The following is a 17,350-nucleotide window of genomic DNA, read 5'->3' on the forward strand; positions in this document are numbered from 1 at the left end:
CTACCTCTTACTATTCTGCACCAATTCCTTTATCTCAATCTCTACTAACTCTTTAACAAGTACAGGTAGATTTTTATCAAGCCAAGCTTTAAGTTCTGGTTTTAACATCTCAACGACTAATTCTTCAAGTGCATTTTTAGATGAGATATTATTATCCAGCTTTTTATCTTTAATAGTATCGGTAAAACTTTTAAAAATATCACCTACCTCTTCAGCAGATTTAGTTGATATTAACTTTTCTTCTTCATCTTGATTTACTATTTCCGTTAGCTCTAATACATCTTCATCTTCGCTATCATTTTCATGAATAGGATTTTTACGCTCGTTTATTACTCCTTTAATCGATTGTAATATGTCTTCTATCGACATATCTTGGTTCTTTTTATTTTCCTTACTCACGTTAGAAACCTATAAACAGTTTCTTTTTAATAGTCTTAAACTCTTCTTCAGGACTAAAATATTTTACTTTAAGTTTTAAACTTTGAGCCGTTAGCTCGCCGGTTAACAATTTCATTTGATATGCCGCAAGTACTGAAGATTTATACGCATCCACACGAGTTATTTTTGCTTCGTATAATTTTTCTTCGGCAGTTAAAACATCTAATATTGTTTTAGATCCGACTATTTCCTCTTGCACAGTACCGTCATATGATATTTGAGCAGCATCCACTCCTTGATTAGCGGCAACAATACGAGATTTTGCTGCTTCAAATCCCTCCCACACGCTTACAACCCCTGCTTGGGTCTGCTTTATCGCACTATCAAGCTGAACTGCACTATTTCTTGTTTGATTTTTAGCCGATCTGATTCTTGAATATTGAGCTCCTCCCTCAGGATAAATAGGGATATTTACCGAAAGAGTAGTAGTATAGCTTCTATTATTTATAGCATTTACATTTCTAGCATTTATATCATCTTGTGGATTGTAGTATGTGCTACCGGATTGCAGTTGCACACTTACTTGCGGTAATAATTTCCCTTTTTCTGCCATTTCTAAAGCTTTAGCCGCAGTTACATTATGCCTTGCCGAATCAATATCAGGATTGAGCTTAGCAGCTCTTCCGGTTAACTCCTCTAATGAAGCAGGTAACATTTTAGGTAACTCAGGCATAGTTATATTAGTCGGCTCTATTCCAAATACTCTAATAAAATTTGCTTTTTTTCCTTGAAAATCGGCATAAGCAGCCAGTTTATTCGTTTCTGCTGCTGCAAGCCCCGCTCTTGCGGTTGCTATATCTACTTCCGTTGCTTCTCCAAGTCTTAATTTTTCCTCAACGGTGTTAACTTGTTGTATGTTAGTGCGAACTCTACTTTCGGAAATATCATATTTCGCTTTGCTCTCAAAACAATCAAGATACGCAGTTATTAAATTTAATAATATTTTTTGTTCACCGGCATAATATGCACCCCGTGCGACTCTAAATCCTGCTTGAGCAGCTTTAAGAGCCGCAACGCTAGAACCACCATTAAATAGAGACTGTTGAATTGTTAATGCACCTTGATCACTATCTGTTTCCCTTGGAGTAAGACCAAGCCTATCAGCATATTTTTTATTATATTTAGTCTTATTATTTTGTCTATTAATCTGTAATCCGGCACTAGGCATAAACCCCGAAAAAGCTCGCGGGAACTGCTCAATCGAGTCTAAAAACTTAATTCTAGTAGCTTTCAGCTCCTCATTATTCTTATATCCTTCAGTTAAAGCTTCCTGCAAATCAACTGCTGCAACCAAACTAGTTAGTAATAATGTAACAATAAATGTAGTTAATTTACGCATAAATTTCTTGAATAATTGATAATATGTTAGTTAGATTAGTTTAATCTTTCAAGAATATACCGATATCCTAATAAAACAATATAAATCTATTGTAGCAATGTTAGCACGTAATATAACAAAAATTAATCTCAAGGGCAATGATAACTATTTTACATTTTATTTTACGATTATAAAGCTTTAAGATTAATTAATATTTGATAACAAAATAATAAATTTTATGTCTATAATTGATTTTTCTAGTTTCAGCGGATTAAATAAAGAACAACAAAGACTTTTAATAAAATTAAAAGGTTTTACAAAATCTTTTAAAATGAATGTAAAAGATTTAGAAGATCATTTATTTTATATTTTACAAAATTCTTTAAATGAATTAGCTCACACTGAAAATATCGATGTAGCAAAAATAGAAAAACTTTTTAATAGGACAATCCAAGAATCTATAACTACTTTATCTGAAGCGCTTGAGAAAGCATATCAAGAACAGTTAAAAACAAAAGATATCTTTTTATTTGACAGGATTATTGTAGGAAAATGTTTAAATGTTTTAGAACAAATTTTAAAATTTCAGCAAGAATTAGATAAACTCTATCCTGGAGCTTCTAAAAAAATTATAGAATCATTAGACAATGATATTAGTCGGGGTTATATCGACTCAAATACCGATGCTTGGAATATTTATACAAACAAGCGGAATACTTGAAAAAGTAAATAATCTTATTGACTCTGAAAAAATTATTGCCAAAAATAACAAAATTGCATAATGATATAAAAGAAATAAGGGAAGAGGCTAAATCTCATGAGAAGCTTGAAAACATCTATGAAAAAGCGAAAAAAGTTGCCGCAATTTCAGAAATATCAAAAGAACCGCCTCAAAAAATTATTGAAATAGCAAATACAAACCCTAATAACCAAGCTTCACTAGAGAATGTTGTAAAAGCTGCTAAAGCTATACCAAAAAGCAAAGATGAAGTAGAAGAAAAAATAACAGAACTAAAAAGTAATATTGAAAGTGCAATTCCACAAGATATAAATATTGACAAATTAAGCTCTGTAAAGAATACTATTTCTGGTAATCTAAATGAAGCTAAAACAGAATTATTAAAAGTATTAAATCCGGAAGCTTCTTGTGGCGAAAAGATAGAATCCTTATGTAAAGCAACAGAAAAAGCTACGGAAATTGCAAGCGACATAAAAAAAAATAATAGGAGTAATACCAGGGAGTCAAGAACTCGGAAATGTTATAAGTCTAACAATAAAAACTAACTTATTACCGCCTCCGGTCTTAGCAATTGCAAAGCTAACTCCTGATATAGCTAACTTAGTTAATATAGGTAAAGCAGTGGTTACTATACTTTCTAAAACACACAACTTAACGCAACAACAAGGAAGAGCAAAATAGTGTCTAATTCTAATACTCATATTTTAATTGCCATAGGTTGCTTAGCATTATTATTAATATTTTTAATGTATAAGAAAATAGCAGCACGTAAAAAAAATATATTACCTGCTGAAGGAGATAATATTGATGATTCGCCAAATGTTGCCCTTAATAGTCAAAAACCAGAAAATAAAAAGCTGACATTACAAGAAAGAATAGAACTATCTTGGAAATTCCTTTATAACATCACGGAAGTTATTTTAAATAAATTCTCTAAAGAAGATGTTATTCAAGTGAATAAATGCGGTCAAGTTTTATTTGAAAATGGCGTTAGATATGAACATGTAGTCGATCTTGCAATCCCTCAAGTTAAGTCTCATACTCAAACAGTTGAACAAGAACAATCTAAAGGGAAAAAAGCCTTAGGGGTCTAATTCTTTTCTTTAAAAAGTAGTATTTTATACTTTTCTTTAAAGCATGTTTAAAATCAATTATGTTTTTTATCCTTTACTTATATACTAATATAACTATTTAGGAGTTTATTCCTAAAAAAGCTTACTATTTAGGAAAAAACTCCAATTAAGTTAGATTATAAAAGGCAGCATTCTTAGCTAAATAGGTAAATTTTATTTAAACTATGTCTAATATATATCTTGTTACTATATCATTTAATAATGGAGAATTTTTTAGTCCTACAAAAAATAAATTGGTTTTTTATGCAGTAATTCCTAATAAAGATGCTTTGCATGCTTCACATTTAAGCTATCATACATTGAAAGATAAAGATGAATTAGAGCAATTGGGCGTAATAATTAGTTTAAAATAACAGCAGACTATGTTAGTGAAATACCTATTGATATCGAAAAAAATATTGAAAATGCAAAATTTCTCTATTTATATCCTATTTCATGGTCAAAAGCTTATGAAGAGCAGCTTGTATTACGTACAGATGAGGGGAGATATCTACCTTTATATATAATAAATGATAAAGACCGATATCTCGGAGGAACAATTACTTCTTGGCAAAATGATTATGCGGCGGCTTACAGCTTATAGCTTTCAAGCTATAAACATTAGAACCTTTAATGGAAAAACAATTAGCAGAATTAGATAGTGATATTTCTATAAAAGGAAGAAAAATTAGTAAGCGAATACAAAAATGTTTAAAAAAGAAAGTTTTTTATCCTATAGCAGAACCGTTATCAAGAAACTCCTATGCACGTTCTAATTATTCAAATTGTCCATCTTGTAAAAAAGATTAGCAATTCAAAACAACGTTTCATGAAATATTTGATTATAAATGTAATAAATGCCTTTTATTAGGTTATGAGAACTTCATAGTTAGCTTTTTGTTGCCTAGAGATACCTTACATATTCTTAATAACGCCGGTTTAAACAAATCCGTTAACTTGATGCTCCCAGAGTCCCTTAAAAGTGCCGTCTTCTACGATCTTGCCTTTATCCATAACAATAATTCTATCCATATGCTTGATAGTAGATAATCTGTAGGCTATAGCAATTATTGTTACATTCTCAATATCAAGCATGGTATTAATAGATTTATGTACTTCTTGCTCTGTATGGCTTATCAAGGCTTGAAGTTGCTTCATCTAAAACCAAAATCGGAGCGTTTTTAAGAAAATAGCACGGGCAATTGCTATACGTTGCCTCTGTCCGCCACTTAGCTTTACTCCTCTCTCACCGACAATGGTGTTATATTTTTCCGGTAAACTTTCATAAATTCATGGATATTGGCAGCTTTGGCGGCATTTTCTATTTCCCAAGGCGAAGCATTCTCTTTTGCATATCCGATATTCTTACCTACTGAGCGATGAAAAAGCATAATATCTTGAGGAATTAATGATATCTGCTCCCACAGGCTGTCAGAGGAAGTTATCGTAAAGGCTTTGGTTATCGATTATAATATCGCCAATTCCGGCTTTAAAATTTTTCAATAATAATGCAATTAAAGTGGATTTACCGCTACCTGAATGCCTAACAACACCCACTTTCTCACCGGCTTTAATATGCAAATTAAGAGACTGGAATACACTACTCCCCTCTTTATAAGCAAACGATATATCCTTAAATATAATCTCCCCTTTGAAGATTTTTAATTCAGCAGCATTCTCTTTATCTATAGTACCTTGTGGGATTTGCATGATTGTAAAGGCGGAGCGAAACGCTGCTATATCTTCTAAAAAGTTTTTAAGTTCCATAGTGGCATGCCACGAATTTTCAGTAACTAAAAAAGTAAGGGACATAATAAAAGCAATATCGCCGATACTAATTTCACCAAGATTACGTTAAATGAATTACACAAATACACCTGTTAAATATACCCAATATACTAAACTGAGTATTATACAAATAATTAAATCATATTTGTAATATTTTATTGTTAGAGGGTTATGTACATTATGGTAATAATCATTTACTTTATTTAATTCTCGCTGCTTTGCTGCAAACGAAAAAATAGTAAAGATGTTTATAATACAATCAGCTACTATACCAAGAATCTTGCTTATCTTGTTCCATTTTAGCAAGTTTAGTAAAAAACTGTAAAGCAAGCAGTAAGTCAATAGCCATAAAGGTACTAATGACAACAAATACTTTAATATTAGTAAGACCCCGTGCAATACCGGAAAGCAAGGTAATTAATAACGGTTTGCTTAATTGATACTCGATTGCTTGGTGCATTTTATAATAATTATCACCTATGCCCCGTACTCTTCCGACGATAGAACCGGAAAGGTTATTTTGAAAATAAGTATACAGCAAATTAAAACAGTGATTACATATTTTATTCATCATGCCTTGAAAGATATGAGGCATTGCTTTAAGTTGTGCAAAGTTATGAGCACGCCAAGCACCATCAAGTATAGCTTGTGCTGCTACAAACCATATTATCGGTTTATAACTTTGAGCAAATATAATCTTTTCATTTTGGGTAAATAAATCAAGCAAAAGCTTTACGGCATAATTATATATAATAGGATGAAAGCCGCTTGCAATAGGCCCAAGCATCATAACAAAATACCAGTATTTATACGGCTTTATAACAGACCATAAACAAGACACAGGATAAGTTTTGATTTTCATAAGTTGAGAAATGTATGTTATTCTTAGATAAACGCGACCTTATTACATGGCCCGTTTCATATCATACCTGCGTGCCCTTGTTGCATGACTCTTATGTCATTCCTGCAAAAGCGGGGATCCAGTACCTTAAAGCTTTATTTGAAAAGTAAAATTTATAAAAAAATTTTGGTCTAAAAGATTTTTTTGGAAAGCTCGATTTATCTCGCTTTACCCTGGATTCCCGCCTTCGCGGGAATGACATCGATCCTTAAGTTGTCACCCATGTGCGATCAACGGAATGACATTATTGTAGATAATCTATTAATATATTAGAAAGGTAGCTTTCATTCGTTCCACTCATTACGTAATTTAGCCTGATATTCTAAACTATCTAGATGTTTTATCTTTCCAGAGTCCAAAAGCGTTTTCAAACGCCTTATTATTGTGATCATTACTAGCAATGTAACTAGTTAAAGCTTGCCCAATAATTTTATCTCTTGATATTTTTTTCTTGGATAGTTTATCTAGAATTTTAATTTGCGAATCAGCTATATTAATAATAGTGCTCACATAATCTCCTTAGGATTTTTTCCTAATTGGGATATCATATCCCTATGATACATATTATTATCTTATATCATCCTTTAGATTTAAAATCTACAAATATTTCTCATTCTCTTCTTTAACCACAGCTATTAACTGCTCAACCGATAATACTTCTTGGTCAGTAGTTCCGAGCCTTCTAATCACTACTTGTTTATTTTCTTGCTCTTGTTTACCGATTACTGCAATCACTGGTATTTTTTGATTAGAAAACTCACGAATCTTATAGTTAATTTTATCAGGTGAGATATTAAAATCCGTTCTTACCCCGTTATCAATTAAAGCTTTCTGCACTTCCAAAGCGTAATCGTTCAAATCGCTGGTAATAGTTGCAATAGCAACCTGCACTGGTGCAAGCCAAAGCGGAAACCTACCTGCATATTCTTCGATCAATATACCAATAAAACGCTCAAGTGAGCCAAGGATCGCTCTATGTAGCATTACGGGTCTTTTTTTCTCTCCGCTTGCTGCAACATAGCTAGCGTCTAACCGCTCCGGCAAAACAAAATCCATCTGAAGCGTACCGCATTGCCATTGCCGGCCTATCGCATCGGTTAATACAAACTCAAGCTTCGGACCGTAAAATGCCCCCTCGCCCGGGTTTAGTGTATAAGTAAACCCTGCTTGTTCTACTGCTTCTTTTAAAGCATTCTCAGCCTTATCCCAAACTTCATCGCTCCCTGCTCTGATTTCAGGACGATCAGAGAATTTTACCTTTATATCAGTAAAGCCGAAATCCTTATAAACTTCAGTCAGTAATTTACAAAAACTAACCGTTTCATCGGTAATTTGTTCCGCAGCACAAAATATATGTGCATCGTCTTGCACTAAACTCCGCACCCTCATTAAACCGTGCAACGCACCGGACGCCTCATTACGATGGCACAAACCAAACTCCGACATACGAAGAGGTAAATCACGATAACTCTTGATACCTTGTTTGAAAATCTGCACGTGGCAAGGACAGCTCATCGGCTTCAAAGCTAATGTCTTGTCGTCTGTTTCTAACGTAAACATATCATCACGAAACTTGTCCCAATGTCCTGAAGCTTCCCAAAGGCTTTTATCGACCAAAACAGGAGTGTTAACTTCGGTATAACCGTTTTTACGAATCTTTTTCCTAATATACTGCTCAATGGTATTATATATACTCCAGCCTTTATCATGCCAAAATACCATTCCTTGAGCTTCTCCTTGGAAGTGGAATAAATCAAGCTCACGCCCAAGCTTTCTATGATCACGCTTTTCGGCTTCTTCAAGCATCAAGAGGTAACTATCTAGCTGCTCCTTCGTGGCCCAAGCAGTGCCGTATATACGCTGCAACATCTCATTACGACTATCACCTCGCCAATACGCTCCTGCAACTTTCATCAACTTAAAATGCTTAACAACCCCTGTAGAAGGAGCATGCGGACCTCGGCATAGATCAATAAAATTACCTTGCCTATATAAAGTAATTGGCTCACCTGCCGGAATCGAAGCAATAATTTCGGCTTTATAATGCTCTCCTATCGATTTAAAAAACTCTACGGCTTTATCCCTATCCCATAGCTCTCTTGTTACTTTCTCGTTCTTTTGTGAAAGTTCTTGCATTTTAGCTTCTACAACGGCTAAATCATCAGTGGTAAAAGGTGTATCACGAGCAAAATCGTAATAATAACCGTTTTCAATTGCAGGACCAATCGTTACCTGAGTTTCAGGGAATAGTTCCTTTACTGCTTCTGCTGTTAAATGTGCCGCATCGTGCCTTATTATCTCGAGACATTCAGGATCTTTCGCAGTTAAGATACGAAGCTTGCAATCATTTTCAATTACGATACTTAAGTCTTGAAGCTCACCGTTTATTTCAGCAACCATTGCTGCTTTAGCAAGTGACATTGAAATTGCATTTGCTACTTCATAGGCGGTAATGTTTTTTGCAAATTGTTTTATACTCCCATCGGGAAAGGAAATATTAATCATTCTTTTATAACTTATTTTTTCTTCAAATTTTTTACTTGTAGACCTTATCTCGTAGCTCTTATGTCATTCCTGCTTTTGCAGGAATGACACTTAGACTACTTTCTTTCTTGATCTATCATAGCCATGGCATTCATAAATTCTAATACTCTTGCATCACTAAGGATCTGATCAATAGCTTTATCGTTAAAGGTTAGTCCGGCGTCTTTACTTTTTACATCAACTACTAAAGATTCACCATCTTTTAATTCAGAATTTTTACTAAAAACTTCTATTGCCCTAAAGCCGTATTGCTTTATTACTGAAGATTGTTTTCCTAGATTTAAAGCAAATTCCTTAGAATCTTCTATTTTATTAAGCACCGGTACAATAGCATTATTAGTATAATGCACAAAATTATTTATAACTGCACTCGGATCCGATAATTTTATTACGCTTTCTAGATTCAGAGGATTATCTATAGTAGGCATATCAATATCAATAGCAAAATTAAAATCATCCATTACAAGATTAGTTTTACCGGATAATTTTTTTGCTTCAGGCTCAAACTTACCTTTTAAATTAAATTCGGAATTATTTATTTTTGCAAAAACACCCATTACTCTTTCCCCATCTTCTTGGGTAATAGGGCTAGTTAGTTTAAAAATTTTATCTAACTCAGCTCTTTTGTTTAAACCATTACTAAAGTAGCTTCCTAAAGCTTCAGCTGCCGTTTTTTGGTATGCTTCAGAAGGTTCTATAGTAGATTTAATATTTAAAGCAAAATCAAAAATTTTATCTTTTTCTATATTTAATTTATATAAATTACTTTCTACTTTTCCTTTTCTTTCAATATCACAAGCAAATAAAAACGGCTTACCTTTTACTAATTCTCCTAACATCTGCATAAAAATAACAGCATGCATATTCTCATTTTGCTTTTGATCTAGAGAAAAATTTTGAATTAATAATTTCCCAAGAGCTACTAACTCATCACTATATTTTAGTTTTAATTTGGAATTGTAAGAAATAGGTAAATTCAATATATCTAACTTTGTCAAACCATACTCAAAGAAAGCAGTATCAGAGTCATTAGTTATTTGATTTCTTAAAAATTCAAAAATTTTATCATATAAATTTCTTCTGTAATTTTCAGAAATAAAAGAAACAGTATTTTTTCCATCCAAAATTAACAAATTAAGGTTATCCGATGTCTTAGTATTAGTAATTACAGAATTACTAATATCACTCTCTGCTAATTTTTCTGCATCTAGAGAACTATAAAGAGTTGATTTATTGTCACTCAAGCTTAATTTCCAATAATCAGGCTCTCTGTTAAACAAAGATTTTATAAACCAAATTGTTGTATGATGATCAGGTGAGTAAAAAATATTTTTTTCATCTTGAGCGGTAGTAATTTTTACATTATTTCCGTAAGAATCAATTTTTGTAATATTCAAAAACGGTATATGTCTAATAACTATTTCATCAAAATAAAAATCTATAGGTTTTAACATTACTTTATTTAAAGTAACACTAAATCCATATTTATTAACTTTTATTGCATCATAAGTTATATATTCTTCATATTTATCAAGAATAGAGATAATATTTTCTTTACTTTGATGTTCAAATTTATAGGCAGCATATCCCCACCCTACTAGGATTAGAGCTATAAAGCTTATTATAATAAATCGTATTTTCATCTTTTTTACTGTAAAAAATTATTAAAAATCAGAAATGTTGTTCCTGCGTAGACACCTAATCGTCATTGCGAGCAGCCGTAGGCTGCGTGGCAATCTCGTCAAATATCCTGAGATTGCTTCGTCAATTACTTTGTAATTTTCCTAGCAATGACGAAAAGCCGAACTTTGTAATAAAACCTTAAACAGTCCAAAATAGCATATATCGCTTAAAAAATATATTTATTTTTCTTTTAAACGATCAGCTATTAGCTGATATGATTCAAAAACCTTATTTGGTTCTTTTTTGAGCAATTCAAATCCCAATTTTTCATTACTGTTAATATGCCATAATCTACAATTATCCGGACTAATTTCATCAGTTAACATAATGATAGATTCTTCACCATTAAACACACGCCCAAATTCTAATTTACACTCAACAAGCCGAATCCCGACACCGATAAATAAGCCGCTTAGAAAATCATATATACGCAAAGCCTGCTCTTTTACCGCTTTAATTTCATCCCTAGTTAACCAGCCGAAATTTAATATTTGATACTCATTAACTATCGGATATTTCAATTCACGACTTCGGACCTTAAAATCAATGATAGGTTTATCAAATACATACCCTTCATCCATTCCGAATTCTTTTACAAATCTACTGCACGCTACTGATGATATTATTACTTGTATCGGGAAAACCTCAACATATTGAATTAATTGCTCCCTCATATTTATTTTTTCGATAAAATGATTTTCAATGCCGATCATTTCCAGTTTATCCATTAGAAAGGAAGAAATATTATTATTAAGTACTCCTTTACCTGATATATCAACAGTCTCACCTGTTTCTAAAATAGCCTTATCGGAAAAAGCCATTATAAGTAAAAAATCTTCTTCGGCAGAATATAAAATTTTACTTGAACCTTCATATAATTTGTTTTTCATTTATTTGTCTCAAAATTCATTTTCCTCGTCATTGCGAGAAAATTACGAAGTAATTGACGAAGCAATCTCAGGAGCTTGTTATTATTTCATGAGATTGCCACGCAGCCTACGGCCGCTTGCAATGACGACTCTGGTATCCACACAAGCATATCATTAAAATCCCTGAAGATCATTCGGACCAATAATTGCCGACGTAGTAGTACCACTAAATATTTTATTTGCCGTATTAATAATATCATCAGCTTTTATGCTCATGATAATTTCCATAATCTCTTCAGGAGAAATATATTTACCGAAAACAGAATAATTTTTACCTATTTCTTCTGACTTATAGGTATTTTTCTCTTGAGCCATTTGTAAATTACTACGCAGTTGTGTTTTAGCTCTAAGAATCTCTTCTGTGCTTACTTGTTCAGTCATTTTTATTATTTCGTTTTTAATCTCTCTATATAATAATTCTAATTTATCATGTGCAGTGGATGCATAAATTGTAAACACTCCACTATCAAAATAAGCACTATTATAACTACCTACTGCATATGCTAAACCTAATTTCTCACGAATACTTTGAAATAAACGCGATGACATACCGCCACCGAATATTATAGAAAGTAGATGGGTTTGGTAAAGCTTTTCTAAATTAATATATGATGTACCTTCAAACCCTAGCACTAAACTAGTTTGCTCTAACTCCTTATTAATAAAGCCATTTCCGCCTATATATTTTGCCGGAATAAAGCTACTTTTTACTCCTTGCTTCAAAGAAGAAAATAACTGTTCTGCTATAATGACTATTTTATCATGATCCATATTACCGGCAATTGATAAATAGAGATTTTCAGCATTATAATGTTTATCTATAAAATTAAAAAAATGTTCTTTCGTAAAAGTTGCAAGGGTTTTAGCAGTACCTAAGATTGACTTACCCAACGGTTGTTCTCTATAAACTTTATTATAAAATTTCTCATATACTAGGTCATCTGGATTATCCTGATGATGAGCAATTTCCTGCATGATCACCTGATATTCCTTAGCTATTTCCTCATCAGCAAAAATAGAATTTTGAATTATATCGGCAAGTATATTAAGTGCTTTATCACAATTTTCAGACAAGACTCGTGCATAATATACCGTATTCTCATGACCGGTATAGGCATTAAAATGTCCGCCTATAGAGTCAAACTCTTCCGCTATCTGTTTTACCGTTCTAGTTTTTGTACCTTTAAAAGCCATATGCTCAAGAAAGTGAGATATGCCGTCCTCTTCTTCATTCTCATAACGTGCTCCAACTTTAGCAATTAAATTTATTGCTACCGAATTAACATAAGGCATATTATATGTTAAAATTGTCAAACCGTTTTTTAATTTACTAACATTAAAATTTTCTTTCATAATTTATCTTTTATTTTCTAAATCGTCATTGCGAAGAGATGCATAGCATCGACGTGGCAATCTCAGGAATTTTATATTACTTCATGAGATTGCTACGCTCCTTATAGTCGCTCGCAATGACGTTTTTTGATTTAAGCGATGACTCTCTTAACTTCGTAAGCCTTAGAAATCTTGCAAAAGCAAAAATTATTGAATCTACAAAACCGTCAAAACCAAATACAAAATAGCGTCTGATAAAAAACGCTTTAAAAAACCACCATATCATTTCAGTTGTTAAACGAAAATTTGAAAGCTTTTTTCCTTGCTTAACTAAATCTTTTGCTTGCTCGCTAGAATAAAAATTTGCTTTAGTGACCAACTGCTCAACTGAAGTACCCGAATAATGATAAGCAGCTTCATTTAATAGATAAATTTTACCTGCAAAATCAACATCTTTATTAAATATTACCGAATCATGAGTAGTACTATTTACGGTATTTGCAAAACTTGCAAATTTTTTATTATACAACCGAGCACATTTATTAAATGGAGCAAACATTCGTGGCTTTTGGTCATTACGATGCATTATTAACAGCTTTATTTGATAAGCTAAATAACGATCTTGATTATGAGAGGCAAAAATATACTCTATTTCGTCTTGTAACTCTTTAGACAATTCCTCATCGGCATCAATATTAAGAACCCAATCATTTACGCAAAGGCTTTCGGCAAAAGATTTCTGTCCTACATAACCAAGCCACGGTTTTATTACTACCTTTGCTCCTAATTTTTCAGCTATTGCTACCGTATCATCAGTACTTTCGCTATCGACTACTATCACCTCATCAGTAATATTTTTTACGCTATTTATAGCTCGTGCTACCCTTGCGGATTCATTTTTGGTAATAATAAATGCTGAGATTTTTTCAGTTAATGACTTATTCATAATGCGTATACATTCTAAGAATTTTTACAACTTTTTCTTGTTTATAAACCTCATAAACCAACCTATGTTGAATATTAATTCTTCTTGAATAGCAACCGCTAAAGTCACCAACGAGCTTTTCATATGGAGGGTAAATTTTCCAAGGATCAGTACTAACTATGTTTAATAAAACTTCTACTTTATTCTTTAAACCGGCTTGCACTATTTTCTTAGCATCTTTTTGTGCTTGTGTAGTATAACGAATTATATACATTTATAAAAAATTACCAATTTAATTTATCGCTACACTTTGCTATAGGCTCTGCTCGTCCTTCAATTATAGACTTATGCATATTTGGAATAGATAATAAATATAAAGTTTCTTCCATATTACGATAATCTTCTTCTGAAATTATAACTACATTATTTCTTTTACCTTTAATATAAACAGGTTTGTGTACATCAGAAACATAATCTATAAGTTTATAAAGCTTACTTCTTGCTTCGCTTGTATTATATATTTCCATTATTTTTTCCTTATAGTTAGTGAGACTTAATATTAATAACGTACTATAAACAGTACGTTTTGTCAAGGTTATATTCCTACTATCACCCTAAACACCAGCTTAACTACATAAGTTAAAAGTAATGTGGATAATAATCCGCTAAGCCATAGGATAATAAACCATTGCCACCCTTTGAGACAAGAGGTTATTTTTTTAAATTTTTTAATATATCGGATGATGAGATGATTTGCCACGGAATATATAATAACAATAGAATGTGTAGCCAAGTATGACAGGTAGGAATATCCCAGCCCCTATCAACAGTAAAGACTGTGACTCCGGTGCTGCTGCTGCAGTTTCAAGCGTAACTTTATAAGGAACGATATATGGCCATATGCTTATCGCGAGCCCTAAATATCCTAATAAAAATAACAAGATCGTATAAATAAATGGCTTTACTTCTTTTTTCTGCTTAACGGCTTTAATTAACTTGATAAATATTAAAGCAGTTACAATAGGTACAATAGATAAATAGTAAATATTAGGTACACTAAACCAACGATGATTTATGTGGTTATTTAAGAAAGGAACCCATAAGCTTACAAGCCCCATAAAAAGTGCAACGTAAAATAAAATATATAAAGCAGATTTATAAGCCCAATCTTGTGTTGTCTTTTCTGTTTTCAGAATAAGCCAAGTAGCACCCAAGAGTGCATAACCAAATATTAATGCTATCCCCGTCATAACGGAAAAGGGAGTAAGAAAATCAAAGCTCCCTCCTGCAAATTCTCGTCCTTCTATCTCTATTCCTTGGACAAACGTACCAAGCATTAAACCTTGACCAAAAACAGCAAGCATAGAACCGAAATGAAAAGCGCAGTCCCAAATATAACGATGACCTATATGAGCCTTAAAACGGAATTCAAAAGCTACACCACGAAATATTAGACCGATTAACATCAATATAATAGGAATATATAAAGCCGGCATTAATAGCGAATATGCCAACGGGAAAGCTGCAAATAAACCACTGCCGCCAAGTACTAACCAAGTTTCGTTACCGTCCCAAAAAGGAGCAATAGAATTGATCATTTTATGACGGCAATCATCGGTAGGTGCAAACGGAAATAAGATTCCTACTCCTAAATCAAAACCGTCTAATAAAACATATAAACAAATAGCGGTAGCTATAAGCCCACCCCAAACAAGCGGTAAATCTATATAAGGTGCAAAATTTAACATAAGCTTATTACTTTTCTAATAATGGGTTATTCAAACCACTCTCTCCGTACATTTCTTTATTATCTATCGCTTCTATACCTTTCTTTATCAAATGCATTATATAATATATACCCGCTCCGAAAATGAGCACATACACTACTATAAAAGCAATTAGAGAAATAAATACATATTTGCCGAGTACCGGTGATACCGTATCCACGGTTTTTAAAATATTATATACTATATAAGGTTGTCTACCTACCTCGGTTACGAACCAACCGGCAAGTACTGCAATAAAACCTGAAGGTGACATTAATATATACCAATATTGAAACCAATGCGTAGTATATAATCTTTTCTTCAAGTAAAGATATAACCCCACAATACCTGTAAATACCATTAAGCAACCGATTCCTACCATAATACGAAAGCTAAAAAATACTACTGCAACTGGCGGACGCTCTTCTTTTTTCCATTCTTTTAATCCTTTCACTTCACCGTCTACACTATGCGTTAAGATTAAACTACTAGCATAAGGTATTTCTACAGCATATTTTGTTTTTTCTTCTTCCCCGTCAGGAAAGCCGATAAGATTAAAAGCTGCTCCTTTTTCTGTATTCCAAATACCTTCCATAGCCGAGACCTTGACCGGCTGATATTTAAGAGTATTTAAACCATGCAGATCACCAATAACTATTTGAATAGGTGCAACGATTAGCGCCATTAACACCGCCATAAAAAGCATAATTTTAGCATGCTCTTTATAACGATTATTTAGTAAATAAAAGCTAGCTACACCACCGATAACAAAAGAAGTAGTTAAATAAGCCGCCGTAATCATATGGAAAAAGCGATATGGGAAAGAAGGGTTAAAGATAATTTCTAGCCAATTTAAAGGATAAAAGAACCCTTCGCCTCGCAGTTCAAAACCAACAGGCGTATGCATCCAGCTACTAGCTGCAAGTATCCAAAAAGCTGAGATTACAGTACCAACGGCAACTATTAACGTAGAAATAAAATGTACTTTTTTACTGACTTTATTAAAGCCAAATAACATTATACCTAAAAAAGAAGATTCGAGGAAAAAGGCAGTAAATACTTCAAAACCGAGAAGCGGACCGAGGACATTTCCAACCTTATCTGAAAAATTCGACCAGTTAGTACCGAATTGATAAGACATTACAACGCCTGAAACTACTCCCATACCGAAAGTAACGGCAAAAATCTTCACCCAAAATTTGTATATTTCTTGATAAACCGGCTTTTTTGTTTTTAACCATAACCCTTCAATTACCGCTAAAAAGCTTGCAAGCCCTATAGTAAAAGCAGGGAATATTATATGAAAACTTATGGTAAAAGCAAATTGAATCCTTGATAATAATACTTGATCAAATTCCATATTTAGGCTGCTGTTTTAAGATAATAAGCTTTGTGACAAAATATACTCCCAGTGTAATAACGTATACTTAATACGTGAGCACCACAGTACTTATAGAACGACGTAGCCAATTTTTCGAATTAAACGAGTATACAGTATTTGATTTAATCATCCACCTTTGCTATTATTAAATTCTATCTGATTAGTTTTAACAAATTTTCCTTTTTCGGAGTTCCAATTATAATGAACATTTACTATTCTTACTTCTGTAACATTAATATCACCATTGGGCAATTGCGTTACATCATACCCTTTTCGGATAGAATCCGTAATTAATAAACTTGCTTGACAAATATATTTTACATCAAAGAACGGAGAATCGTCTTCCTTAGACTTTTCTTGTTCTTCTAAAAAATTATTAGATAATTCTTTTTCTTGCATTTCTAATGATGTTGAAGTTATTTTCTGAATTTTGTAGCATTATTTAAGGTAAGAAGCAAGGCCTGTTTATTATTTTTCCACAGATTTAATATTTT

At 32.6% G+C, this 17,350-nt stretch carries 22 protein-coding genes and 1 pseudogene; 5 read left to right on the forward strand and 18 right to left on the reverse strand.

The window, feature by feature from the left end:
- Together O6R16_RS03955 and O6R16_RS03960 are read right to left on the reverse strand one after the other, a co-directional pair.
- Positions 1-399, reverse strand: a complete 399-nt coding sequence (locus O6R16_RS03955) for a DUF2497 domain-containing protein (protein WP_499680105.1) — start codon at positions 397-399, stop codon at positions 1-3.
- Between the two features lies 1 nt (position 400).
- Positions 401-1,777, reverse strand: coding sequence for a TolC family protein (locus O6R16_RS03960; RefSeq protein ID WP_499680106.1), 1,377 nt, complete (start codon positions 1,775-1,777; stop codon positions 401-403).
- Between the two features lie 217 nt (positions 1,778-1,994).
- On the opposite strand from O6R16_RS03960, the gene O6R16_RS03965 reads away from it, so the two are divergent.
- The 5 genes from O6R16_RS03965 to O6R16_RS03985 all read left to right on the forward strand — a co-directional run bounded on the left by O6R16_RS03965 (position 1,995) and on the right by O6R16_RS03985 (position 4,417).
- Positions 1,995-2,477 carry a hypothetical protein gene (locus O6R16_RS03965; RefSeq protein ID WP_499680107.1) on the forward strand — a complete coding sequence of 161 codons (483 nt, stop codon included), beginning with the start codon at positions 1,995-1,997 and terminating at the stop codon, positions 2,475-2,477.
- A gap of 17 nt (positions 2,478-2,494) precedes the next feature.
- Positions 2,495-3,040 carry a hypothetical protein gene (locus O6R16_RS03970; RefSeq protein WP_499680108.1) on the forward strand — a complete coding sequence of 182 codons (546 nt, stop codon included), beginning with the start codon at positions 2,495-2,497 and terminating at the stop codon, positions 3,038-3,040.
- 135 nt (positions 3,041-3,175) lie between these two features.
- Positions 3,176-3,589 (forward strand): DUF2660 domain-containing protein, encoded by a 414-nt coding sequence (locus O6R16_RS03975; protein WP_499680109.1) that lies wholly within the window; start codon positions 3,176-3,178, stop codon positions 3,587-3,589.
- Positions 3,590-3,792: 203 nt separating this feature from the next.
- A complete protein-coding gene (locus O6R16_RS03980) occupies positions 3,793-3,981 on the forward strand; it encodes a hypothetical protein (protein WP_499680110.1) in 189 nt (62 codons plus the stop codon).
- Between the two features lie 259 nt (positions 3,982-4,240).
- Complete coding sequence (locus tag O6R16_RS03985) at positions 4,241-4,417, forward strand: hypothetical protein (RefSeq protein WP_499680111.1); 177 nt, start codon at positions 4,241-4,243, stop codon at positions 4,415-4,417.
- Between the two features lie 129 nt (positions 4,418-4,546).
- Here the strand turns inward: O6R16_RS03985 and O6R16_RS03990 are convergent, their stop codons facing one another.
- The 16 genes and pseudogenes from O6R16_RS03990 to O6R16_RS04065 form a co-directional block, all read right to left on the reverse strand.
- A complete protein-coding gene (locus tag O6R16_RS03990) occupies positions 4,547-4,765 on the reverse strand; it encodes a multidrug ABC transporter permease (RefSeq protein ID WP_499680112.1) in 219 nt (72 codons plus the stop codon).
- Complete coding sequence (locus tag O6R16_RS03995) at positions 4,766-4,897, reverse strand: ATP-binding cassette domain-containing protein (protein ID WP_499680135.1); 132 nt, start codon at positions 4,895-4,897, stop codon at positions 4,766-4,768. It lies immediately after the preceding gene.
- A complete protein-coding gene (locus tag O6R16_RS04000; RefSeq protein ID WP_499680113.1) occupies positions 4,843-4,998 on the reverse strand; it encodes a hypothetical protein in 156 nt (51 codons plus the stop codon). The genes O6R16_RS03995 and O6R16_RS04000 overlap by 55 nt, the downstream gene beginning before the upstream one ends.
- Before the next feature lie 40 nt (positions 4,999-5,038).
- Positions 5,039-5,419, reverse strand: coding sequence for an ATP-binding cassette domain-containing protein (locus tag O6R16_RS04005; protein ID WP_499680114.1), 381 nt, complete (start codon positions 5,417-5,419; stop codon positions 5,039-5,041).
- 235 nt (positions 5,420-5,654) lie between these two features.
- Positions 5,655-6,257 (reverse strand): hypothetical protein, encoded by a 603-nt coding sequence (locus tag O6R16_RS04010; protein WP_499680115.1) that lies wholly within the window; start codon positions 6,255-6,257, stop codon positions 5,655-5,657.
- Between the two features lie 323 nt (positions 6,258-6,580).
- Positions 6,581-6,806, reverse strand: a pseudogene (locus O6R16_RS04015) (hypothetical protein).
- A gap of 87 nt (positions 6,807-6,893) precedes the next feature.
- Positions 6,894-8,801, reverse strand: coding sequence for a threonine--tRNA ligase (gene thrS, locus O6R16_RS04020; RefSeq protein WP_499680116.1), 1,908 nt, complete (start codon positions 8,799-8,801; stop codon positions 6,894-6,896).
- A gap of 95 nt (positions 8,802-8,896) precedes the next feature.
- The gene (locus O6R16_RS04025; protein ID WP_499680117.1) at positions 8,897-10,483 is read right to left on the reverse strand and encodes a phosphoribosylaminoimidazolesuccinocarboxamide synthase; all 1,587 of its coding nucleotides are present in this window, start codon (positions 10,481-10,483) and stop codon (positions 8,897-8,899) included.
- 219 nt (positions 10,484-10,702) lie between these two features.
- On the reverse strand, positions 10,703-11,413 hold the full coding sequence (locus tag O6R16_RS04030) for a phosphoribosylaminoimidazolesuccinocarboxamide synthase (protein ID WP_499680118.1): 711 nt from the start codon (positions 11,411-11,413) through the stop codon (positions 10,703-10,705).
- A 153-nt stretch (positions 11,414-11,566) separates the two neighbouring features.
- A complete protein-coding gene (locus tag O6R16_RS04035; protein ID WP_499680119.1) occupies positions 11,567-12,805 on the reverse strand; it encodes a M16 family metallopeptidase in 1,239 nt (412 codons plus the stop codon).
- A 76-nt stretch (positions 12,806-12,881) separates the two neighbouring features.
- On the reverse strand, positions 12,882-13,730 hold the full coding sequence (locus O6R16_RS04040; RefSeq protein ID WP_499680120.1) for a glycosyltransferase family 2 protein: 849 nt from the start codon (positions 13,728-13,730) through the stop codon (positions 12,882-12,884).
- Complete coding sequence (locus tag O6R16_RS04045; RefSeq protein ID WP_012152537.1) at positions 13,723-13,983, reverse strand: Txe/YoeB family addiction module toxin; 261 nt, start codon at positions 13,981-13,983, stop codon at positions 13,723-13,725. Before O6R16_RS04045 ends, O6R16_RS04040 begins: the two co-directional genes overlap by 8 nt.
- Before the next feature lie 10 nt (positions 13,984-13,993).
- Entirely contained in the window at positions 13,994-14,236 is a 243-nt protein-coding gene (locus tag O6R16_RS04050) for a type II toxin-antitoxin system Phd/YefM family antitoxin (RefSeq protein ID WP_004996433.1), read from the reverse strand.
- A 201-nt stretch (positions 14,237-14,437) separates the two neighbouring features.
- Positions 14,438-15,457, reverse strand: a complete 1,020-nt coding sequence (gene cydB, locus O6R16_RS04055; RefSeq protein ID WP_499680121.1) for a cytochrome d ubiquinol oxidase subunit II — start codon at positions 15,455-15,457, stop codon at positions 14,438-14,440.
- Positions 15,458-15,464: 7 nt separating this feature from the next.
- On the reverse strand, positions 15,465-16,835 hold the full coding sequence (locus O6R16_RS04060) for a cytochrome ubiquinol oxidase subunit I (protein ID WP_499680122.1): 1,371 nt from the start codon (positions 16,833-16,835) through the stop codon (positions 15,465-15,467).
- 147 nt (positions 16,836-16,982) lie between these two features.
- Positions 16,983-17,255: a DUF2671 domain-containing protein gene (locus O6R16_RS04065; protein ID WP_010976947.1), complete on the reverse strand. Its 273-nt coding sequence runs from the start codon at positions 17,253-17,255 to the stop codon at positions 16,983-16,985.
- Between the last annotated feature and the right edge of the window lie 95 nt (positions 17,256-17,350).

The sequence above is a fragment of the Candidatus Rickettsia tasmaniensis genome (assembly GCF_036857515.1).
In the GTDB taxonomy this organism is placed as follows: domain Bacteria; phylum Pseudomonadota; class Alphaproteobacteria; order Rickettsiales; family Rickettsiaceae; genus Rickettsia; species Rickettsia rickettsii.

Coding starts and splice junctions, on each gene's coding strand:
- O6R16_RS04045 (WP_012152537.1), bottom strand. CDS start 13,983: ATGTATATAATTCGTTATACTACACAAGCACAAAAAGATGCTAAGAAA.
- O6R16_RS04025 (WP_499680117.1), bottom strand. CDS start 10,483: ATGAAAATACGATTTATTATAATAAGCTTTATAGCTCTAATCCTAGTA.
- O6R16_RS04035 (WP_499680119.1), bottom strand. CDS start 12,805: ATGAAAGAAAATTTTAATGTTAGTAAATTAAAAAACGGTTTGACAATT.
- cydB (WP_499680121.1), bottom strand. CDS start 15,457: ATGTTAAATTTTGCACCTTATATAGATTTACCGCTTGTTTGGGGTGGG.
- O6R16_RS04030 (WP_499680118.1), bottom strand. CDS start 11,413: ATGAAAAACAAATTATATGAAGGTTCAAGTAAAATTTTATATTCTGCC.
- O6R16_RS04040 (WP_499680120.1), bottom strand. CDS start 13,730: ATGAATAAGTCATTAACTGAAAAAATCTCAGCATTTATTATTACCAAA.
- O6R16_RS03990 (WP_499680112.1), bottom strand. CDS start 4,765: ATGAAGCAACTTCAAGCCTTGATAAGCCATACAGAGCAAGAAGTACAT.
- thrS (WP_499680116.1), bottom strand. CDS start 8,801: ATGATTAATATTTCCTTTCCCGATGGGAGTATAAAACAATTTGCAAAA.
- O6R16_RS03965 (WP_499680107.1), top strand. CDS start 1,995: ATGTCTATAATTGATTTTTCTAGTTTCAGCGGATTAAATAAAGAACAA.
- O6R16_RS04050 (WP_004996433.1), bottom strand. CDS start 14,236: ATGGAAATATATAATACAAGCGAAGCAAGAAGTAAGCTTTATAAACTT.
- O6R16_RS03960 (WP_499680106.1), bottom strand. CDS start 1,777: ATGCGTAAATTAACTACATTTATTGTTACATTATTACTAACTAGTTTG.
- O6R16_RS04000 (WP_499680113.1), bottom strand. CDS start 4,998: ATGCTTTTTCATCGCTCAGTAGGTAAGAATATCGGATATGCAAAAGAG.
- O6R16_RS04065 (WP_010976947.1), bottom strand. CDS start 17,255: ATGCAAGAAAAAGAATTATCTAATAATTTTTTAGAAGAACAAGAAAAG.
- O6R16_RS04060 (WP_499680122.1), bottom strand. CDS start 16,835: ATGGAATTTGATCAAGTATTATTATCAAGGATTCAATTTGCTTTTACC.
- O6R16_RS03985 (WP_499680111.1), top strand. CDS start 4,241: ATGGAAAAACAATTAGCAGAATTAGATAGTGATATTTCTATAAAAGGA.
- O6R16_RS04010 (WP_499680115.1), bottom strand. CDS start 6,257: ATGAAAATCAAAACTTATCCTGTGTCTTGTTTATGGTCTGTTATAAAG.
- O6R16_RS04005 (WP_499680114.1), bottom strand. CDS start 5,419: ATGTCCCTTACTTTTTTAGTTACTGAAAATTCGTGGCATGCCACTATG.
- O6R16_RS03980 (WP_499680110.1), top strand. CDS start 3,793: ATGTCTAATATATATCTTGTTACTATATCATTTAATAATGGAGAATTT.